Here is a 17925-nt window from a genome sequence, read left to right on the forward strand (position 1 = left end):
CGGTTATTTCCCCGTGAACACTGGCACGCGCTTCTCGAAAAACGCCTGTACGCCTTCTTTATGATCAGCGGTATTTCCTGCGATATCTTGCGAGTATGCTTCATACTCAAGCGCTTCTTCAAGTGTCATATGAAGGCTTTTATACATCGCCTTTTTAATTAAACCAATGCTTCTCGTTGGCAGCACAGCTAGACGCTCGGCGTATGCACGTACGCGTTCTGCAAACTGCTCCGCTGGATATACTTGATTGACCATGCCAATCCGGTGCGCTTCTGTAGCATCAAGCTTATCCCCACTAAGCGCCAATTCAAGTGCACGCCCGATGCCTACGATACGCGGGAGAAAATAGCATCCACCGGAATCCGGCACAAGTCCAATATTGATGAACGCATTACTGAACACAGCATTGTCTGCCGCCAACCTGAGATCACAAGCAAGTGCCAGACTCATTCCAGCTCCTGCTGCTGCACCGTTCACAGCCGCAATTACCGGCTTACCCATATTTTGAATCTGCATAACCATCGGATTGTATCGCTCACGTAACAGTGCGCTGAACTCTACTGGTTCACCCGACTGTACTTCTCCGAGATCTTGCCCGGCATTGAACGCCTTACCTGCGCCAGTAATGACCACGCACCGTACATCTGCATCCTTCTCTGCCTGCTTGAGCGCCGTAATAATCTCCTTATGCATCTGCTTCGTAAACGCGTTATATCGTTCCGGGCGGTTCAGTGTCAGCGTTGCCACATGATTGATCACTTCGTATTGAATTGTTTCGTACATGGAGACACTCCCTTCCTTATTTTCCGGTAAAATTCGGTGTCCGCTTTTCTATAAACGCATTCATACCTTCTGCCTTATCTTCACTTGCAAACAAAAGATAGAAGCAATTGCGTTCATATTCAAGCCCTTCCATCGTTGTCGTATCAACTGCTTTGCCGACAGATTTTTTGATCAGACGTACCGCAAGTGGAGGCATGGTAGCGATGCGACGAGCAGTTTTGAGCGCTTCCACCCGGTATAGCTCAACCGGAACTACCCGATTAACAAGCCGATACTGCAGAGCTTCCTGTGCTGTAATCGGCTCACCTGTCAAAAGCATCTCCATTGCTTTCAACTTGCCAACCGCTTTTGTTAAGCGCTGTGTACCACCCGCACCCGGCATAACACCAAGCTTAATCTCAGGCTGTCCGATCCGTGTGGTCTCAGATGCGATGACCATATCACAGCTCATCATCAGCTCACAGCCACCACCGAGAACAAAACCGCTAACCGCTGCAATAATCGGCTTTGTCACAAGCATAATTCGATCCCACACAGCAAACTGGTCCTTGACGAGCATCGAGATGACTCCATCGTGTGCCATCTCTTCAATATCTGCACCGGCAGCGAACGCTCGATCATTTCCTGTGATCACCATACACCGTATCGCCTGATCTCGATCAAACGCTTCAAGTGCTGCGACAATCTCCTCAACCATCTGAAGGTTAAGCGCATTCAATACGTATGGTCGGTTCAACTCAATGATTCCAACGTTTTCTTCTACTGAAACAGTAATGAATGTATCGTTCATAGCTATCTCCTTACTTATTCAACAATTACGAGTAGCTTTTAAGATGTAATCGCTTTCGTTTTTCGCGCATACGTGCCAAGAGCAACGGCGACAAGTTCACCTTCTCCTGTTCGTACTTCCGCTTGCATAACGATTGTGCGTCCCCCACGCTTTACCACCTTGGATTGGGCAATCAACTTATCCCCTCGTGCAGGGGCAAGATAATTGACTTTACTCTCAAGGGTGACACACTGCTGCACACCATCGATATGAGGAGCTGCTGCATGTCCCATAGCCACATCAGCTAGCGTACTTGTAACACCGCCGTGTACCACACCTTCGATACTATTGTAGTGTTCCGGTCGAATATCGAGCACAGCCGTGCATGTATCTTCATCCTGATGCTCGATTACAATGCCAACATACTGATTAAATCGGTTATTAGATATCATCTGCAATCACGTTCCTATTCTGTGAATATCAGGATGAATTACTCAACTTCTGCGAAGTGCATCGAAACCAACTTCCCTGCAAATCCCATCAGATCTTTGCCTGCTGCCCGTCCTTCTGGAGAACTCAATGCTTCCGTGAGCGCTTCCTTTGTTTCGAAATACATCTCGGCAATAAGATGAAGGTTGCTGTCTCCCATTGGTCCACCATAAATCCGATTTACTTCGAGTTTAATGAGACCTGGCATTTTTGCTGCAAGCGGAGCATGCACTTCATTATAATGTTGATCAAAAGCTCCTGTATCTTCTGGCTTCTTATAAATAGCAATTAGCTTAACCATATGTCCCTCCATGTATAAACGAATTAATATTACAAAATAAACGTACAGCGTGTAAAAATCGTATAGTAATAGTTAAAGTATAGTATTAAATGAGAACAAACGTCAATATTTTTAGAAAATTTCTATGATTCATTTACACCTTCTGCTACCTTACTAGTGCTTTATCATTACTTTACAATTACTTTTCATCAATCGAACTAATGCCATATTCCTAGCTATTCCATAATATCCAATTGATAGTTGAAATACTCACAAGTCTTACGATATGATCTAACTAATTACAATGGATTACTATACGATTTAGATAGAAAGACAGGCTTTTCAGGGGGGACTTGATGTGAATCGTAAAAAATTATCGTATCTTCTAAAAGATGCCGTTCTAGCAGAAGATATTTATTCAAATACTGGCACACTATTGCTTGAGAAAGGCTCTCGGCTGCGCGGTACGGATATTACACTCCTTTTTAACCACGATATTGACAGCATTATGGTAGACGATGAAGAAAAGCATATTAAGCGAGACCTGATTCAGCAAATCCGAAATATTACCGGATCAGATAATAAGTCATTCGGTAACTCCTATGTAAATAATCTGGATCAGATTAAAAGAATGTTTGAAGAAATTGAAGAAAATCGCCCAGTTTCTCTTCACTCGTATCTGGCCAGTTACTCCAATCTATTGGAATCGGCACTTGAGAATACATCCATGCTCCTAGCTCTGCATAAAGTACGCGGCTTCGATGACTACACATATCGGCACAGTCTTAATGTCAGCCTGTTATGCGGTGTGATCGCCCGTCTGCTTCGACTCTCACCAGACGATATCTGGTTATACGGTCAGTGTGGACTGCTACATGACATCGGAAAACTTAAACTCAACCCGATTCTTATTCAAAAAGACTATCAAAAACTAACAGATAGAGAAGAAGAACAGCTTCGTTCTCACACATCATCCGGGTATGAAATTCTCTCTCTAGTCTCCGGTGCGAACGATACAATTATGGAAGCAGCGCTATACCACCACGAATTTTTGGATGGCTCCGGTTATCCGAATGGTCTGCGAGGAGATCAGATTCCATTCCCTGCACAAGTAGTTGCTGTTGCCAATGAGTATGATCGATACTGTTCAGATCAAGTCGGCTCCCCGCATCTTTCACCTTACCAAGCCGCTCAGGAATTAACCAATGCCGCTTTCGCCAACCAGCTGAATCCTCGCATTGTTCTTCCTTTCGTACACTTTATCGTCGGCGGCTATATCGGCCACAATGTGACCCTTAATGACCAGACACGCGGAACGATTGTCTATTTAAACCCGGATGAACCGTTACGACCGCTTATTAAAACGGAAACGGGCTATATAGACTTGCGTCAGGCACGCATGCTTTCCATTATCGAAATCGACTGATTACAGAAAGGCTCCGATCGTCTACCAAGCATGTAGACAGTCGGAGCCTTTTTTCTATATTTGTATTCGATTATTTTCCGGCGGGTTCAACAAATTGTAGAAGTTCCTGATCCGGTCCATGGAAGAAAATTGTTCGTCCCCCATCAATTGCCCGCTTCGGCTCTTCTGTCGTAAATATAATCCCTCGTTCCCCGTAATATGCCATCGCTTCTTCTATATTGTCCACTGTAAATGCAAGATGGTTTACTACGCTCTGTGTACTGTATTCACTGCCTGAGGCAAGATCTCGAATCAGTTCAATCTCAAAACCTGGTTGATTCGGATGTAGCAGAAAAGCCATCTCTCGTACAGCATTCTCTCCACGTGCGCGTACTTGATAGCCAAACATTTCTGTATAAAAAGAAATAGAGCGGTCCATATCTACTACGACAAGTGCTACGTGTTCTGCTTTTCTAATCATCGTATGTATCCTCGCTTTCATATCGTATGTAACCATCTTACTATACAATCTTCATGTACTGGGTCGATGAATACATTTTCTATCAAGCAAAATTCGTGCCAGTATGATAAAATGGCAAAAGGTATTGTTATTTCGTAGGAGGATCACAGCATGACACAACAAACAATACAAGCCAAATACGTACGCGAGTCGCGTACAATAAAAGAAAGCATGGTGCTACCACCTGATACCAATCACCATGGTACGATGTTCGGTGGTGAAGTGATGGCCTACATTGATGATGTAGCAACAATTGCAGCAACGAAACACGCTCGTCACCCAGTTGTAACTGCATCGACTGATTCCGTCGACTTCCTTCATCCGATTAAAGCAGGCTATGCGGTGCGTCTCGAATCATTCGTTACCTGGACACACAAAACGTCTATGGAGATTTTCGTCCGCATCGTATCAGAAGACTTGCTGACCGGTGAAAAAATCGTCTGCGCTACCTCGTTTCTGACATTCGTAGCACTTGATGAAGCTGGCAAACCGATCTCGGTACCACCCATCGTACCAGAAACACCAGAAGAAATCGCCCTGCATGAATCTGCCCCACGTCGCGCCTCCGCACGCCGCGAACGCCGTAGCGAAAGCAAAGTATTCGCCGCAGAGTTTGGTATCGTGAACTAGGGATCATTCTTATTTCATAGAATAGGAGACACACAATGAGTACAATGCACCCAACTCTTGATTTCCATATTGATGCCTTCCGTCCAATGATGGACGAACCTACATTCGAACTGTTCACAGACTGGTGCCACCGTTATCAGGAAGATACGATGCCGTATCCATTCGCGATGTTAAGTTGGATGCTTGATGATTATGGCTACTGGGGCAAGCAGATTGGCAAAGAGAACCTTTATGAGTACTATTATGACGCACTTGAATTCGATGAACTGTACGCGCTGCTGTACAAAATTCAGGCGTTTACGCTGTATGGCTATGGCAACTGGTCAAACAATGACCGCAAACGCAAAGGGCTGCAGCCAGTTCGATTTAAACAAGTATAAAGACCGTCAAGAGAGACTGCCCCAAGCCAGAACATGGCCATAGGGGCAGTTTTTTTGTGGTATCGACAACGTGTGGTGGTGAGGGAGTGGGAGAAGGGAGGAGTCGTTTCGGTACGCTTGCAGGGAAGTGACGAGGTCCCACCCGATCCCGGCTTCTCCACCACACTTTGGAGAAAACAGCCACCAAGAAAAAAGAGGCTGTCTCAGCCGCTTTGTTACAGCTTTTGAGACAGCCTCTTCCTTTTAATCACAACTCTTCTTGCTTACTTATAAATTTGGCTTCCTGATGTACGGAATTCCTCCGCTTTTTCTTTCATTCCCTGATCCACTGCTTCTTCTGTATCTAATCCGTTGTTCTTTGCGTATTCACGAATATCCTGTGTAATACGCATGCTGCAAAACTTCGGTCCACACATCGAGCAAAAATGGGCTGTTTTCGCTCCCTCTGCTGGAAGGGTTTCATCATGGTATTCAATCGCACGTTCAGGATCAAGCGAGAGGTTAAATTGATCTCTCCAGCGGAATTCAAAACGAGCTTTCGAAAGAGCATCATCGCGGATCTGGGCACCTGGATGTCCTTTGGCCAAATCAGCAGCATGTGCAGCTAACTTATATGTAACTACCCCTACTCGAACATCTTCTTTGTTCGGTAGGCCAAGGTGCTCTTTTGGTGTCACATAGCATAACATAGCTGTTCCATACCATCCAATCATCGCCGCCCCGATCGCTGATGTGATGTGATCATATCCCGGTGCAATATCCGTTGTCAGTGGACCGAGCGTATAAAACGGTGCTTCCTGACAAACTTCTAGCTGTCGATCCATGTTTTCTTTAATTTTATGCATCGGCACATGCCCCGGTCCTTCTACGATCACCTGTACGTCATGCTTCCAGGCAATCTTCGTTAATTCCCCGAGTGTTTCTAATTCAGCGAACTGTGCCTCATCATTCGCATCGGCAATACTGCCTGGGCGCAATCCATCCCCTAATGAGAAAGCAACATCATATGCTTTCATGATTTCGCAAATTTCCTCAAAATGTGTATATAAGAAGTTTTCCTGATGATGAGCCAAGCACCAAGCTGCCATAATGGAGCCCCCACGCGACACGATACCAGTTACCCGTTTCGCTGTAAGAGGAATGTAGCGAAGGAGTACACCCGCATGGATGGTAAAGTAATCTACCCCTTGCTCTGCTTGCTCAATCAATGTATCGCGGAAAATCTCCCACGTAAGTTCTTCCGCCTTTCCTCCCACTTTCTCAAGCGCTTGATAAATCGGAACGGTACCAATTGGAACGGGAGAATTACGCACGATCCACTCACGTGTGGCATGAATGTTTTTCCCCGTAGAAAGATCCATAATCGTATCCGCACCCCAGCGAATCGCCCACGTCATTTTTTCTACTTCTTCCTCAATCGACGAGGTAACGGCTGAATTCCCGATATTGGCATTAATTTTCACGTGGAAGTTACGTCCAATAATCATCGGCTCGCTTTCTGGATGATTAATATTAGACGGGATGATCGCACGTCCTGCTGCAATCTCTTGTCTTACAAATTCCGGCTCCATGTTCTCGCGAATCGCAACAAACTCCATCTCAGGTGTGATGATGCCGCGACGTGCATAATGAAGCTGCGTAACATTTTGCCCTTGTTTCGCCCGGAGTGGTTTCCGAATCAGTCCCGGAAATACCTCATGATTCTCTAATTCCTCTCCAAGACGCAAACCATTATCTTCCGGCTTTACCGCTCTGCCTTCATATTCCTCAGCATCTCCACGCTCTTCAATCCAGTTCTGACGGATTTTCGCAATTCCTTCGCGAATGTTTACCTCACATGCTTCATCTGTGTACGGACCACTCGTGTCATAAATGCGCACTGGTGCATTTTCAACTACCACTTCCCCGTTTTGGGAAGGAGACAAAGCAACCTCACGAACAGGTACACGAATGTCTGGTCGTGACCCTTCTATGTATACTTTCTGACTGTTTGGAAACCCTTTGACTCCCCAATTTTGCTCTTGCATGTTTCTTCCTCCTTTTTCGTGTGTACTACACAAAAGGACAGGATAAGGATCAGCATAATAAAAGCCGGGCCCTATAAAGGGACCCGGCTCGTTATACATGAGAGATCTAGCAAGGCACAACACAAACGAATGCCTTGTAGCTACAGATAACTCATACGAACTACTTTCCTACGCTGGTATGATCCAGATCAGGTCCCGAGGGTTTAGAAACGTAGATGCGTTTCAATCTCAGCCCGAACTCTCGGACACCCCTAGTAGTAAACATGTTATGTTTTTATTGTATTCGTGATTACATAGAAACATTAACACTTTCTATTTTAAAAATCAATATGTCGGTATTGCTACTTTTTCGTAACCAATTCAAGCTTAACCGGGATACTCGCTGGAACTTTCTCCCCTTTTACTACTTTTTTCGCAGCTTCTACCGCTTGTTTTCCAATCAGCTCTGGTTTCTGAGCAATGGTAGCGCTCATCCGACCGTCTTGTACAGCTTTTACCGCATCAGCTGTAGCATCAAACCCGACAACGACCACATCTTTTAAGCCCGCTGCCTGAATCGCTTGAATAGCTCCGAGTGCCATTTCATCGTTATGGGCAAATACAGCTTTGACATCTTTATTAGCCTGAAGAATGTTCTCCATTACGCTCAATCCTTTGGCGCGGTCAAAATCAGCTGGCTGCTTCGCGACAACTTTTACGCCTGGTTCTTTATCGACGATTTCATGGAATCCTTGGCCACGCTCACGAGCTGCTGAAGAACCTGGAATGCCTTCAAGTTCAACGATATTACCCTTCTTGCCGATTTTATCGAGTAAATATTTAGCTGCCATACGGCCACCCTCTACGTTATCAGACGCTACATGAGAGACAACCTTGCCCCCTTCTGCACTACGGTCAACTGTAATAACCGGGATATTAGCATTATTAGCAGACTTAATCGCAGACGCAATCGCGGCAGAGTCTGTAGGATTTACCAGAATCACATCGACCTTACGCTGAATCAAATCCTCAATGCCGGAGATTTGCTTCGCCGGGTCATCCTGTGCATCTACTGTTACCAGTTTCATCCCGTTCGCGGTCGCTGCTTTCTCTGCCCCCTGTTTTAAGCTGACGAAAAATGGATTGTTTTGCGTAGAGACAGCTAGACCAACTGTTGCTTGTCCTGTCTTGCCACCTTGCGCACCCTTATTATCGCTTGTACCTGGTGCCTGTGTCGTACAGCCTGCTAACAAAGAGATGCCAAGCAAGCCGGCTACCATTCCTTTAATAAGTCGTTTCATGTGTGATGCCCCCTTAAGTAGATAAATAAACTATGCTGCTTTTTTGCGGTCAAGAAGCACCGCCAGCAAAATGACAGCCCCTTTGACTACCTGCTGGTAGAAAGAGGAGACTTCCAGTAAGTTCAGGCCGTTGTTCAGTACCCCGATAATCATGGCACCAATCAGCGTACCAAAAATCCAACCGCGTCCACCTGACAGGCTTGTCCCGCCAAGCACAACCGCGGCGATTGCATCCAGCTCATAGCCCGCTCCGGCATTCGGCTGTGCTGAGTTTAGGCGCGAAGTGAGAATAATCCCCGCGAAGGCTGACAGAAAACCTGTTAGCGCATAAATGTATAGTTTGACACGGCCTACCTTAATGCCAGATAGAATAGAGGCTTCCTCATTCCCCCCAATGGCATACACGCGGCGGCCAAATGCGGTTCTACGAAGAACGAAATACAGAATGATAAATAAGATCAACATCCAGATAACCGGAACAGGAATATACGAAAAATACCCTGCACCTAGCATCGTAAACAGGTCGCTATTAAATCCAGTAATTGGACTCCCGTCCGTATAGACGAGTGCCAGTCCACGGAAAATCGTCATCGTAGCCAGCGTAGCAATGAATGGTGCTACTTTTCCTTTTGTAATCAACAAACCGTTGATTGCTCCCATTACCGTACCTGCCGCAAGACCACACAAGATTGCAAGCACAGCGCTCATACCATTCGTCATCATACTAGCCGTAACGGCACCGGAAAGTGCGAGAACCGCACCGACAGATAGGTCAATGCCACCTGTCAGAATGACGAACGTCATCCCGAATGCAATCAGTGCGTTAACAGACACCTGGCGCATGACATTTAGAATATTATTTTCAGTCAAAAAATCCGGGCTCATAATCGACAAAATCACAATAATGACAAGAAGCCCGATCAGCGAACCAAGTCGCTGTATACTCGTAGAAAATTTTTTAGTCGTTCCCATTGTTACTTCCCTCCGGTCGCTGCGTGCATAATCGCTTCCTGTGTCGCATCGCAGGCATCCATCACAGCAGTCAGCTTTCCTTCATGCATAACCAAAATTCGATCACTCATCCCGAGAATCTCCGGTAGCTCGGATGAAATCATGATGATGGTGACACCTTCTGCTGTCAGTTCGTTCATAATGTGATAAATTTCTTTCTTAGCACCAATATCAACACCACGTGTCGGCTCGTCTAAAATGAGAACTTTCGGCTGGATACCGAGCCATTTGCCAATGACGACTTTTTGCTGATTGCCGCCTGACAGTGATTTGACGTGCTGTTCAGCATCTCTTGTTTTAATGTTTAGACGCGTAATCATATCGCGTACGAGATGCTTTTCTTTCCCGACCGCCATCAAGCCGTTGCGAGATAAAACGGACAGGTTCGGCAAGGCAATGTTCTCACGTACCGATAGTTCAAGCACGAGCCCCTCAGCTTTGCGATCTTCCGTAACGAACGCAATCCCTTGGCGAATTGCATCTTCCGGTTTGCGAATGGTAACTTCTTGTCCGTCAAGTACAACCCGACCGCTTTTCTTTGGAACCACACCGAATAAGGTGCGCATAATTTCTGTCCGACCTGCTCCCATAAGCCCTGCGACACCTAGAATTTCGCCCTGGCGTGCGGTAAAGCTAATATCCTGCAAGATACCACCGTCACTTAAATTCTCAACACGAAGCCGTTCTTCTCCCGGCTTGGCGGATCGTTCCGGGAAGCGTTCTCCCAGCTCACGACCAACCATCATCTGTACGATGCGGTCAAGCGTTGTCTCTTTAATGATCTCCGTTCCGACAAACGTACCGTCACGCAACACTGAGATGCGATCGCAAAGCGCAAAAATTTCTTCCATTCGGTGCGAGATGTATACGATCCCGACACCTTGCTTGCGCAGGTCACGAATCACGCTGAACAGTGCCTCAATTTCCCGCTCTGTCAAAGCAGCGGTCGGTTCATCCATAATTAATACTTCTGCATTCAACGATAACGCACGTGCAATCTCGATCATCTGCTGCTGCCCAATCGAAAGCGTTCCCGCCTCTGTATCTGGATCAATCTGAACCCCGAGCCGACCTAAATACTCTTTTGTTCTGGCCTTCATTTCTTTTGTGCGCAGAACGCCAAAAGCCCCGGTCAAATCCCGCCCGAGAAACATATTCTCCATTACGGTCAGCTGCGGAATAATGTTGAGTTCCTGGTGAATGACCGCGATTCCCTTTTCCTCCGCGTCCTTCGGTCCACTGAACTCTACTTCCTCTCCGCGCACCCGGATTACTCCTGTGTCTTTTGGATAAATGCCGGTTAAAATTTTCATTAACGTTGATTTTCCGGCCCCATTCTCACCCATTAACGCATGAATTTCACCTTTGTCGAGCGAGAAGGAAACATTTTTGAGTACATGCACCGCACCGAACGACTTGCTGATGTCCGTCATTTCAATTACTTGATTCATGCCTATCCTTCCCTCGCTTTAAAAAATAACGCCCGCCTGCAAAATAATATTCGCATACGGTGTCGCCTCTCCCGTACGAATGATAGCCTTTGCCTGTTGGGTAAGCGCCTTGAACTGCTCATGCGCAACATACGTAACTGTTGTTTCATTCAGAAGCGAAAGTGTTTGTTCTTTTACTACAGGATTGTGTACGGTAATCTCAGAAGCAAGCACCGCGCTTTCGACTTGCATATCTGCAAGTACAACTTCGAGCGTCTCCAGAAATGACGGCATCCCCTGTTTCAATGCGAGATCAATCCGTTTCACACCATCCGGGATCGGCAATCCGCAATCTGCAATGACAATCGTGTCTGTATGACCAAGACGGGCGAGCACAGCGGTAATCTCGCTGTTTAGTGTGCCATGTTTTTTCATGCTGCTACTCCTTTATCTGCCCTAAAAATTGCTCCACTTCCTGCTCTGTTGGCATGCCTCCCTGCGCACCAAACTTGGTAACGGACAGGGCACTCGCTGCAACCGCATATCGGACCGCTGCAGCCATGTCAGCCCCACGACCAATCATGACAGCAAGCGCTGCGTTGCATGTATCTCCGGCACCTGTTGTATCGACCACATTCACCTGAAAACCTGGTTGGTGGACGACGCTACCATCTTGTTGCTTGTAGTATGCACCATCTCCGCCTTTTGTCATCATGATAACGCCTGAATACATCTGCAACAGCTCATGGAAATCTTCTGTTTGCTCCGGGTTACGATTGAGCATAATCGCTAGTTCATATTCATTAGGGGTTACCACCGCTACCCCGGCTAATAGTTCAGCGGGAAGCGCGATCGCTGGAGCCGGATTCAACACAACAGGCACACCATATTTGCCGGCAATCCGAACGGCTTCCGCTACCGCAGGCAGCGGAATTTCAAGCTGAAGCAGCACGACATCTGCCTGCTTAATCGCCTCTTCTGCCTGCTGGACTTTTTCAGGTGTCACGGCGTGGTTCGCTCCCGGCACGACAATAATCGAGTTGTCCCCGTTCTCTACCACGATGGATGCGATTCCTGTTGATGCATGTGTAATCGGTTCCACATAGTCGACATTTACGTTTTCTTCTTGCAAACGTTGAACAAGTTCCGCCCCGAATCCATCATCTCCCACACAGCCAACCATCGTAACCTGCGCACCAAGCCTAGCACATGCTACCGCCTGATTGGCTCCCTTGCCGCCAGGAAGTGTGGAGAAGCCTGTGCCAAGCACGGTTTCTCCAATCGTCGGAACACGCGGCGTTTCCGTCACCAGATCCATGTTGATGCTTCCAATGACTGTAATACGTGGTTGTTTCACAAAACTACCCCTTCCCTGTTGTGCCTCGTTCCACCATCTGAACATCGAGGCAGTAATGAAGTGAATCAAGCGGCTGTTTTTCAATCTGCTTAATCAGCATACGCGCCGCCAATGCCCCCATATCATAGATCGGCTGGGCAATTGTTGTTAGTTCCGGGAACACAATCTCACCAAGCGCAATTCCGTCATATCCGACAATCTCGATCTCATACGGAATCGTCCGTCCCAGTACCTGCACGGCTCGCATCGCACCAATCGCCATCATGTCATTACCAGCAAATATTCCATCCACATCTGGATGTGCTCGAAGCAGTTCAAGTGTCGCTTCCATCGCCTGCTTCATTTCATACTTACCTGAAACAATCAGACTTCTGTCAAACCAGTCTATATCCTGTACAACATCAAGATATCCCTGACAGCGTTCTTCTGCGTTCAGGAGATGCTCCGGTCCCCGGATATGAGCAATTTTTCGACAGCCTTGGCCGAGTAAAAACTCGGTCGCCATCTGCGCTCCTTTTCGATTATCTGACATGACAGTCGGGATCGTATCCCCCTCAATCAATCGGTCTACCACGACAACCGGCATGTCAAATTCCCGAACGTCTTCTACAGACAAGGCATTCGAAGCTACAATCATTCCATCGATATATTTTTGCTTTAAAACTTCAATATAGTGTTTCTCTTTCGCAGCACTTTCATCCGAATTACACAAAATGACAGTATAGCCATACAATTGCATGACATCTTCCACCGCCCGTGCAAGTTCAGGAAAGAATGGGTTCGTAATATCAGGCACCAGCAGGCCGATCGTGCTCGTCTTTTTGTTGGACAGACTGCGCGCTACGAAATTCGGTGTATAATTCAGCGCCTTGATTGCGTGCAGCACCTTTTGTTCCGTATCTGTATGTACATATCCACTTCGGTTTAATACACGAGAGACTGTCGCTACCGATACACCTGCGAGCTTCGATACGTCCTTAATCGTCGCCATTATTTCTCCCTCCTCATGAGAAATCGGTTACACATGACATACATAAAACCTTATACAATAAGGTTTCTCTCATGCGTAACCGATTACACATAATATAAAACGAAAGCAGACAATCTGTCAATCTCCAAAGTCGTTCTTTCGTTCGATATGAGGTTCTCCATACCAGGCTTGAACAAACCCAGCTTCGGATGTAAATGCATCCGCCTCATACTGCTGGATGCTCTGAATAATACGGTGAGCTTCTCCCATCAATGTACGGATACCTCGTAACAGTGTTCGGCTTTGACGGCGCCGCACTTCGTCTGGAAGTGCTACATACGGTGCAAACAAGCGCGGGATGTCTTCTCCTACTATATGAATAATACGCGTACAAAGCGGCTGTGGTATAACGAGCACATACGGAACAAGCAGTTCAGCATACCACAACAAGTGTCGACATGCATCTGCCACATCATGATCGATTTCACTCCTGTCCCGCATCACACTAACTACCCGCTGCCATTTTTTTATGGTGCAAGACAGCTCATATGTGTGATCAGGTGCGTGAAACTCGGATGCATATGGTGCAATATTTGCACTATAATACCTGCGACGCTTCCAGAACTGCCACCACTTTTTCATCCATATCCTCCTTTTTTCGGCCTTTTTCTTCCTATTACAGTATTTCCTGTTTGTCCTATCATCTTACCTATTTGTAACAAATTGTCGAACGATTACACTTGTCAAATCCCATAAAATTACCAATAATAATGTAGTGTTTGTTAACCGTGAACAATGCAAAACCACGATAAAGGCGGTCTAAACAAAATGGAAACTGAACACAACCTGCCGGATAAAATCGACGAACTGAAACAAGTTCTTGTTTTAACAGCAACCCAATATAATTTTGATTTTCAAAATCCACGTGTACTCCATCTAAGTCAAAAACTTGATACACTTATCCTGAAGTCGATGAGAAAAACGTATTCGTCATAAGCAAATATCCGGCACATAACGAAAAAGAACCTCCATAATGGCAGGTTCTTTTTCGTTTCCATATTATGACTCACCATCACTAAGCTTCATATCGCCCATATTTTCCATTGTGGACGCATTCATCGCTTCACCACTCGGAGATGGCTTTGCTGGTTTGTCCGCATTGCCCAGATACGGTGTGTCCTCGACATGACGATGATACGACGGATTTTGATGAGGGTAATTGCGCACGGTTCGTTCTCCCATATGAATATCCTCCTCGTATAAGAATGAAGTAAGCGCTTCTAGTTTTCACCGCATCTTCCACTGTTATTCTTTGTATTATTTTACCTTATCAATTTCGTAGAAACTTTGTTACAAAAATAGAACCATTTCATTTTGCCCAGAAAAAAGAAGGTTTTTATGTTATAAAGAGAGAAATAGTCTATATTACATAAAACACAGGGGGATTATGTCATGAAACCACGAATCAACTCACTTCTTATCGCTGTTTGTCTCAGTTTCGGGTTCCAATCTATCCTGCATACCCCTGTAGAAGCTGCTAAAAGTACTAAGACATTAGTCCAAAAAAAAGCGGTGCCTACCGTTACCATTACTGGTGATAAGACATTTACAGCGCGTACTCAGGCTGCACTTGCCTTGTTAAAAGAAAAGTCACCGGATGACTACGCTTTAGTCGTTCAATATATCGGCCTGATTAAGCAGGATGCTTTCAGTGGCATGGCTGCCTACGAAAAAATTCCAACATATAAAGTCGGTGCTGCTACCTCTTCTTCGTCAACAACATGGTATGCTAGCACCATTGTGCATGATGCGTATCATTCCAAGCTGTACAATGACTATGCTCGAACAAAAAAAACAGCGGTACCCGATGACGTATGGACCGGCATGAAAGCGGAGATGCAATGCCTTGCACGCCAGACCAATACATTAAAAAAAATAAACGCCCCGTTATCCGAACAAAAATACGCTCAATCTTTGCAAAACCAAAACTGGTGGGATAACAATAAAGACGGTCTTTATACAGAAGAAGATGAACGTATGAGAAGCTGGTAATATGTGATAAAATAGAATAATATGCATTGATTCTGTACATATGAAAGGGTCGTATAAAAACGTGATAGATTCACTAGCTAAACATATTATGACTGCACTGCCGCAAAACGTCATCTCCCGTGCGGTTGGCAGCCTTGGGCGTTCATCACTCAGCCGACATATGATAAAGCCTTACATTTCTTTTTTTCATGTTAATGTTGACGAGGTTGAAAAACCATTATCTGATTATCCAAATCTGACTGCATTTTTCACCCGTCAACTGAAATCCGGAGCTCGTCCAGTCTGTCCGGATGTTAACACACTGGCCAGCCCGGTTGACGGTCGTGTTGCTCAATTCGGAACGATTACAGACGGTACGCTCATTCAGGCAAAGGGCATCAACTATACAGTCGAACAACTGCTCGGCTGTACGCCAGAGCAAGCTGAACGCTATGAAGGCGGGGTATTTCTTACGATTTATCTCAGCCCGCGTGATTATCACCGGATTCATATGCCACTTGCAGGCAAATTAACACGTGCCACATATTTGCCCGGTCGCCTGTTTCCTGTTAATCGGATCGGTGTCCATCATGTACCAGGTTTGTTCACGAAAAATGAGCGGCTTATTACGTATGCACATACACCAGCTGGTGAGATGGCACTCGTGAAAGTCGGAGCATTTATCGTAGGAAGTGTTCGAGTACCGTATGGCGAACATACAACGAATGTCCGAAACGGGCGTGCCTATTCGATGGATTTACCAGAACTCCCTTATGAAAAAGGACAGGAAGTCGGACTTTTTGAGTTCGGGTCCACCGTTGTCCTGCTTTTTGAAAAAGATCGGATCACATTTAGTGAACGCATTCAGCCTGACGCTTATTTGCAATATGGCGAATGCATCGGAACGTTCCGCTAATTTCTCTTATAAGCGAAAAAACCTGGACTTAGTCATCCAGGTTTTTTTTATTCGATATATGCCCGTGAAGATAGCGACCAAATCGATCCATTACCCACAAATGAATGCGTGCTTGTGTCAATCGATACAGTAGCCATGGGAGGCGGGGTACAAAATTATGAAGCGCAGTTATAACTTCTCCCCTCCCTGCTATCTCTCGAAATTCAAGTCGTCCCCTATGTGCATTTGTTTCCTTTTGATTTACTAGCAAACCGCCCGTAATGCGGTACACCTGACAGCCTGGCCTGCTTTCTTCTGCATCATGCTGCAAAATCAGCAGTGGAAGAGGAATTTTCATTGCCTTAAAATGAAAAACATCTGTTTCTTTTCGTTGTACCTGCACAAACGGAAATAACAGTTGCGGAAGCCATGCCAGATAAGTATCTCCTACCCATGCCGCATCCCACTCTGCTGGAAGACAAAAGCGCTGAACAGACGATACAGTATTGCCCCCTTGCCACTGGCTCACCGCAAGCGCTACCTCTCCCCCTTCTTCTCCTTCTCGTACCGAAACACCATATGCCCCCAGAATGTGCGAAAGTTCTGGATGGTCTGATGGATGCATAATACAGGATACCCCTGCAAGCGCCGCCGCCCGCCCGACTGTATCAGCATACAGAATAGCCAGATCTTCTTCGCTTCCTTGTACAAGCCGAGCAGAACGGGACAATGCATCTCCACTATAATAAATGAGTGATTTTCCTTGAATTTCTTCTTTTGTTTTTATAATGGAAAACAAATCAATATATCTTTGGCAATTCATGACCTTTTTCCTCAACAAACTTCTTAAAATTTGTCTAAAATGACCTTCAAAAAGGATAAACAATATGCGAATATTATATAAAGAAAACTGTTCGAATGAAAGGAATCTTACCATGAAAAAATGGATGCAATCTCCGATGCGTATTAAACGTATGTATTTGCTTATTGCAACAGGCATCGTTGTAATTCTGGTCGGCATTGCCGCCACCCTATTGTCTAAATCGAGCACCCCACCAGCATCTCCACAGGCTGCACAGCCGGCAGCTTCTGGTACCGCTCAACAACAGGTTGCTTCTTCTACTGACGTAACCGATTCAGCAGTAACACAGGTACCGCTTAATAAAACACGAGATGAAGCCGAAGCGGAAGGGTTGCTAGATGATCAAGGATCAGTTTCGAAACCTTCCAAACACAATCGAAATTCTACCGCTTCAGAGTCTGATAGCAAACAAACAGTCGATAAAACAAGTGATACCCAAAATGCTTCATCCATCACTCCCCCGGCAGCTACAGCTAGCAGCACTCCCCCTTCTGCACAGGCAGGAGCTGGACTCGATGCTGCTACTGTCAATCAGCTTCGCAGCTATGGCATTCGGGAAGGCGATTTATCTAAAATCAACAAAATGGTTGCCGATGGCTTCGATCCAAAAGAAATCGCACAATCACTGCGCAAGAACGGCAACCATAATCTTGCCTCTGTAATTGATCAGGTTCCACGGCGCCCGAAAGCAGAACCAGCACCGCAGGACAAGAAAAAAGATGAAAAAGTAGAAAAACAGCCAAAAAAAGACGAGCAAAAGCAAGATCAGCAAGACGACAAAAACAACTAAAAAGAAGCTATCCCCA

Annotated in this window: 22 protein-coding genes and 1 riboswitch; of the genes, 7 read left to right on the plus strand and 15 right to left on the minus strand. The window is 45.8% G+C overall.

The window, feature by feature from the left end; genetic code table 11:
• Positions 1-3: 3 nt before the first annotated feature.
• The 4 genes from PO771_RS15220 to PO771_RS15235 are packed head-to-tail and all read right to left on the minus strand — an operon-like array spanning position 4 to position 2342.
• Entirely contained in the window at positions 4-783 is a 780-nt protein-coding gene (locus PO771_RS15220; RefSeq protein ID WP_272560526.1) for an enoyl-CoA hydratase-related protein, read from the minus strand.
• Positions 784-799: 16 nt separating this feature from the next.
• Positions 800-1573 carry an enoyl-CoA hydratase-related protein gene (locus PO771_RS15225; protein ID WP_272560527.1) on the minus strand — a complete coding sequence of 258 codons (774 nt, stop codon included), beginning with the start codon at positions 1571-1573 and terminating at the stop codon, positions 800-802.
• Positions 1574-1611: 38 nt separating this feature from the next.
• Positions 1612-2004: a PaaI family thioesterase gene (locus PO771_RS15230; RefSeq protein ID WP_272560528.1), complete on the minus strand. Its 393-nt coding sequence runs from the start codon at positions 2002-2004 to the stop codon at positions 1612-1614.
• 38 nt (positions 2005-2042) lie between these two features.
• Positions 2043-2342 carry an EthD family reductase gene (locus PO771_RS15235; RefSeq protein WP_272560529.1) on the minus strand — a complete coding sequence of 100 codons (300 nt, stop codon included), beginning with the start codon at positions 2340-2342 and terminating at the stop codon, positions 2043-2045.
• Between the two features lie 337 nt (positions 2343-2679).
• Here PO771_RS15235 and PO771_RS15240 point away from each other — a divergent pair, with 337 nt between their 5' ends.
• Complete coding sequence (locus PO771_RS15240; RefSeq protein ID WP_272560530.1) at positions 2680-3747, plus strand: HD-GYP domain-containing protein; 1068 nt, start codon at positions 2680-2682, stop codon at positions 3745-3747.
• A 70-nt stretch (positions 3748-3817) separates the two neighbouring features.
• On the opposite strand, the gene PO771_RS15245 is transcribed toward PO771_RS15240, so the two are convergent.
• Positions 3818-4207, minus strand: coding sequence for a VOC family protein (locus tag PO771_RS15245; protein ID WP_272560531.1), 390 nt, complete (start codon positions 4205-4207; stop codon positions 3818-3820).
• Between the two features lie 150 nt (positions 4208-4357).
• Here PO771_RS15245 and PO771_RS15250 point away from each other — a divergent pair, with 150 nt between their 5' ends.
• Together PO771_RS15250 and PO771_RS15255 are read left to right on the plus strand one after the other, a co-directional pair.
• Positions 4358-4876, plus strand: a complete 519-nt coding sequence (locus PO771_RS15250) for an acyl-CoA thioesterase (RefSeq protein ID WP_272560532.1) — start codon at positions 4358-4360, stop codon at positions 4874-4876.
• Positions 4877-4911: 35 nt separating this feature from the next.
• The gene (locus PO771_RS15255) at positions 4912-5256 is read left to right on the plus strand and encodes a hypothetical protein (RefSeq protein WP_272560533.1); all 345 of its coding nucleotides are present in this window, start codon (positions 4912-4914) and stop codon (positions 5254-5256) included.
• 263 nt (positions 5257-5519) lie between these two features.
• Here the strand turns inward: PO771_RS15255 and thiC are convergent, their stop codons facing one another.
• From thiC to PO771_RS15295, 8 genes are all read right to left on the minus strand, one after another.
• Positions 5520-7283, minus strand: coding sequence for a phosphomethylpyrimidine synthase ThiC (gene thiC, locus PO771_RS15260; protein ID WP_272560534.1), 1764 nt, complete (start codon positions 7281-7283; stop codon positions 5520-5522).
• A gap of 148 nt (positions 7284-7431) precedes the next feature.
• A riboswitch (TPP riboswitch) is annotated at positions 7432-7546 on the minus strand.
• Positions 7547-7624: 78 nt separating this feature from the next.
• Entirely contained in the window at positions 7625-8563 is a 939-nt protein-coding gene (rbsB, locus tag PO771_RS15265) for a ribose ABC transporter substrate-binding protein RbsB (RefSeq protein WP_272560535.1), read from the minus strand.
• A 30-nt stretch (positions 8564-8593) separates the two neighbouring features.
• Complete coding sequence (gene rbsC, locus PO771_RS15270; RefSeq protein ID WP_272560536.1) at positions 8594-9535, minus strand: ribose ABC transporter permease; 942 nt, start codon at positions 9533-9535, stop codon at positions 8594-8596.
• A 2-nt stretch (positions 9536-9537) separates the two neighbouring features.
• Entirely contained in the window at positions 9538-11025 is a 1488-nt protein-coding gene (locus PO771_RS15275; protein ID WP_272560537.1) for a sugar ABC transporter ATP-binding protein, read from the minus strand.
• Positions 11026-11043: 18 nt separating this feature from the next.
• Positions 11044-11439: a D-ribose pyranase gene (rbsD, locus tag PO771_RS15280; RefSeq protein ID WP_272560538.1), complete on the minus strand. Its 396-nt coding sequence runs from the start codon at positions 11437-11439 to the stop codon at positions 11044-11046.
• 4 nt (positions 11440-11443) lie between these two features.
• Positions 11444-12361, minus strand: coding sequence for a ribokinase (rbsK, locus tag PO771_RS15285; RefSeq protein ID WP_272560539.1), 918 nt, complete (start codon positions 12359-12361; stop codon positions 11444-11446).
• Between the two features lie 4 nt (positions 12362-12365).
• A complete protein-coding gene (locus PO771_RS15290; RefSeq protein ID WP_272560540.1) occupies positions 12366-13352 on the minus strand; it encodes a LacI family DNA-binding transcriptional regulator in 987 nt (328 codons plus the stop codon).
• Between the two features lie 117 nt (positions 13353-13469).
• Entirely contained in the window at positions 13470-13973 is a 504-nt protein-coding gene (locus tag PO771_RS15295; protein WP_272560541.1) for a hypothetical protein, read from the minus strand.
• Between the two features lie 186 nt (positions 13974-14159).
• Here PO771_RS15295 and PO771_RS15300 point away from each other — a divergent pair, with 186 nt between their 5' ends.
• Entirely contained in the window at positions 14160-14327 is a 168-nt protein-coding gene (locus tag PO771_RS15300; protein WP_272560542.1) for an aspartyl-phosphate phosphatase Spo0E family protein, read from the plus strand.
• 63 nt (positions 14328-14390) lie between these two features.
• Here PO771_RS15300 and PO771_RS15305 read toward each other — a convergent pair whose 3' ends face one another.
• Positions 14391-14573: a hypothetical protein gene (locus PO771_RS15305; protein ID WP_272560543.1), complete on the minus strand. Its 183-nt coding sequence runs from the start codon at positions 14571-14573 to the stop codon at positions 14391-14393.
• A 210-nt stretch (positions 14574-14783) separates the two neighbouring features.
• On the opposite strand from PO771_RS15305, the gene PO771_RS15310 reads away from it, so the two are divergent.
• Together PO771_RS15310 and asd are read left to right on the plus strand one after the other, a co-directional pair.
• On the plus strand, positions 14784-15383 hold the full coding sequence (locus PO771_RS15310; RefSeq protein ID WP_272560544.1) for a hypothetical protein: 600 nt from the start codon (positions 14784-14786) through the stop codon (positions 15381-15383).
• Positions 15384-15444: 61 nt separating this feature from the next.
• A complete protein-coding gene (asd, locus tag PO771_RS15315; RefSeq protein WP_272560545.1) occupies positions 15445-16278 on the plus strand; it encodes an archaetidylserine decarboxylase in 834 nt (277 codons plus the stop codon).
• A 28-nt stretch (positions 16279-16306) separates the two neighbouring features.
• Here the strand turns inward: asd and PO771_RS15320 are convergent, their stop codons facing one another.
• Positions 16307-17080: a hypothetical protein gene (locus tag PO771_RS15320; protein ID WP_272560546.1), complete on the minus strand. Its 774-nt coding sequence runs from the start codon at positions 17078-17080 to the stop codon at positions 16307-16309.
• A 112-nt stretch (positions 17081-17192) separates the two neighbouring features.
• On the opposite strand from PO771_RS15320, the gene PO771_RS15325 reads away from it, so the two are divergent.
• Entirely contained in the window at positions 17193-17909 is a 717-nt protein-coding gene (locus PO771_RS15325) for a hypothetical protein (protein WP_272560547.1), read from the plus strand.
• Positions 17910-17925: the final 16 nt, after the last annotated feature.

This window comes from Aneurinibacillus uraniidurans (genome assembly GCF_028471905.1).
Lineage (GTDB): Bacteria > Bacillota > Bacilli > Aneurinibacillales > Aneurinibacillaceae > Aneurinibacillus > Aneurinibacillus uraniidurans.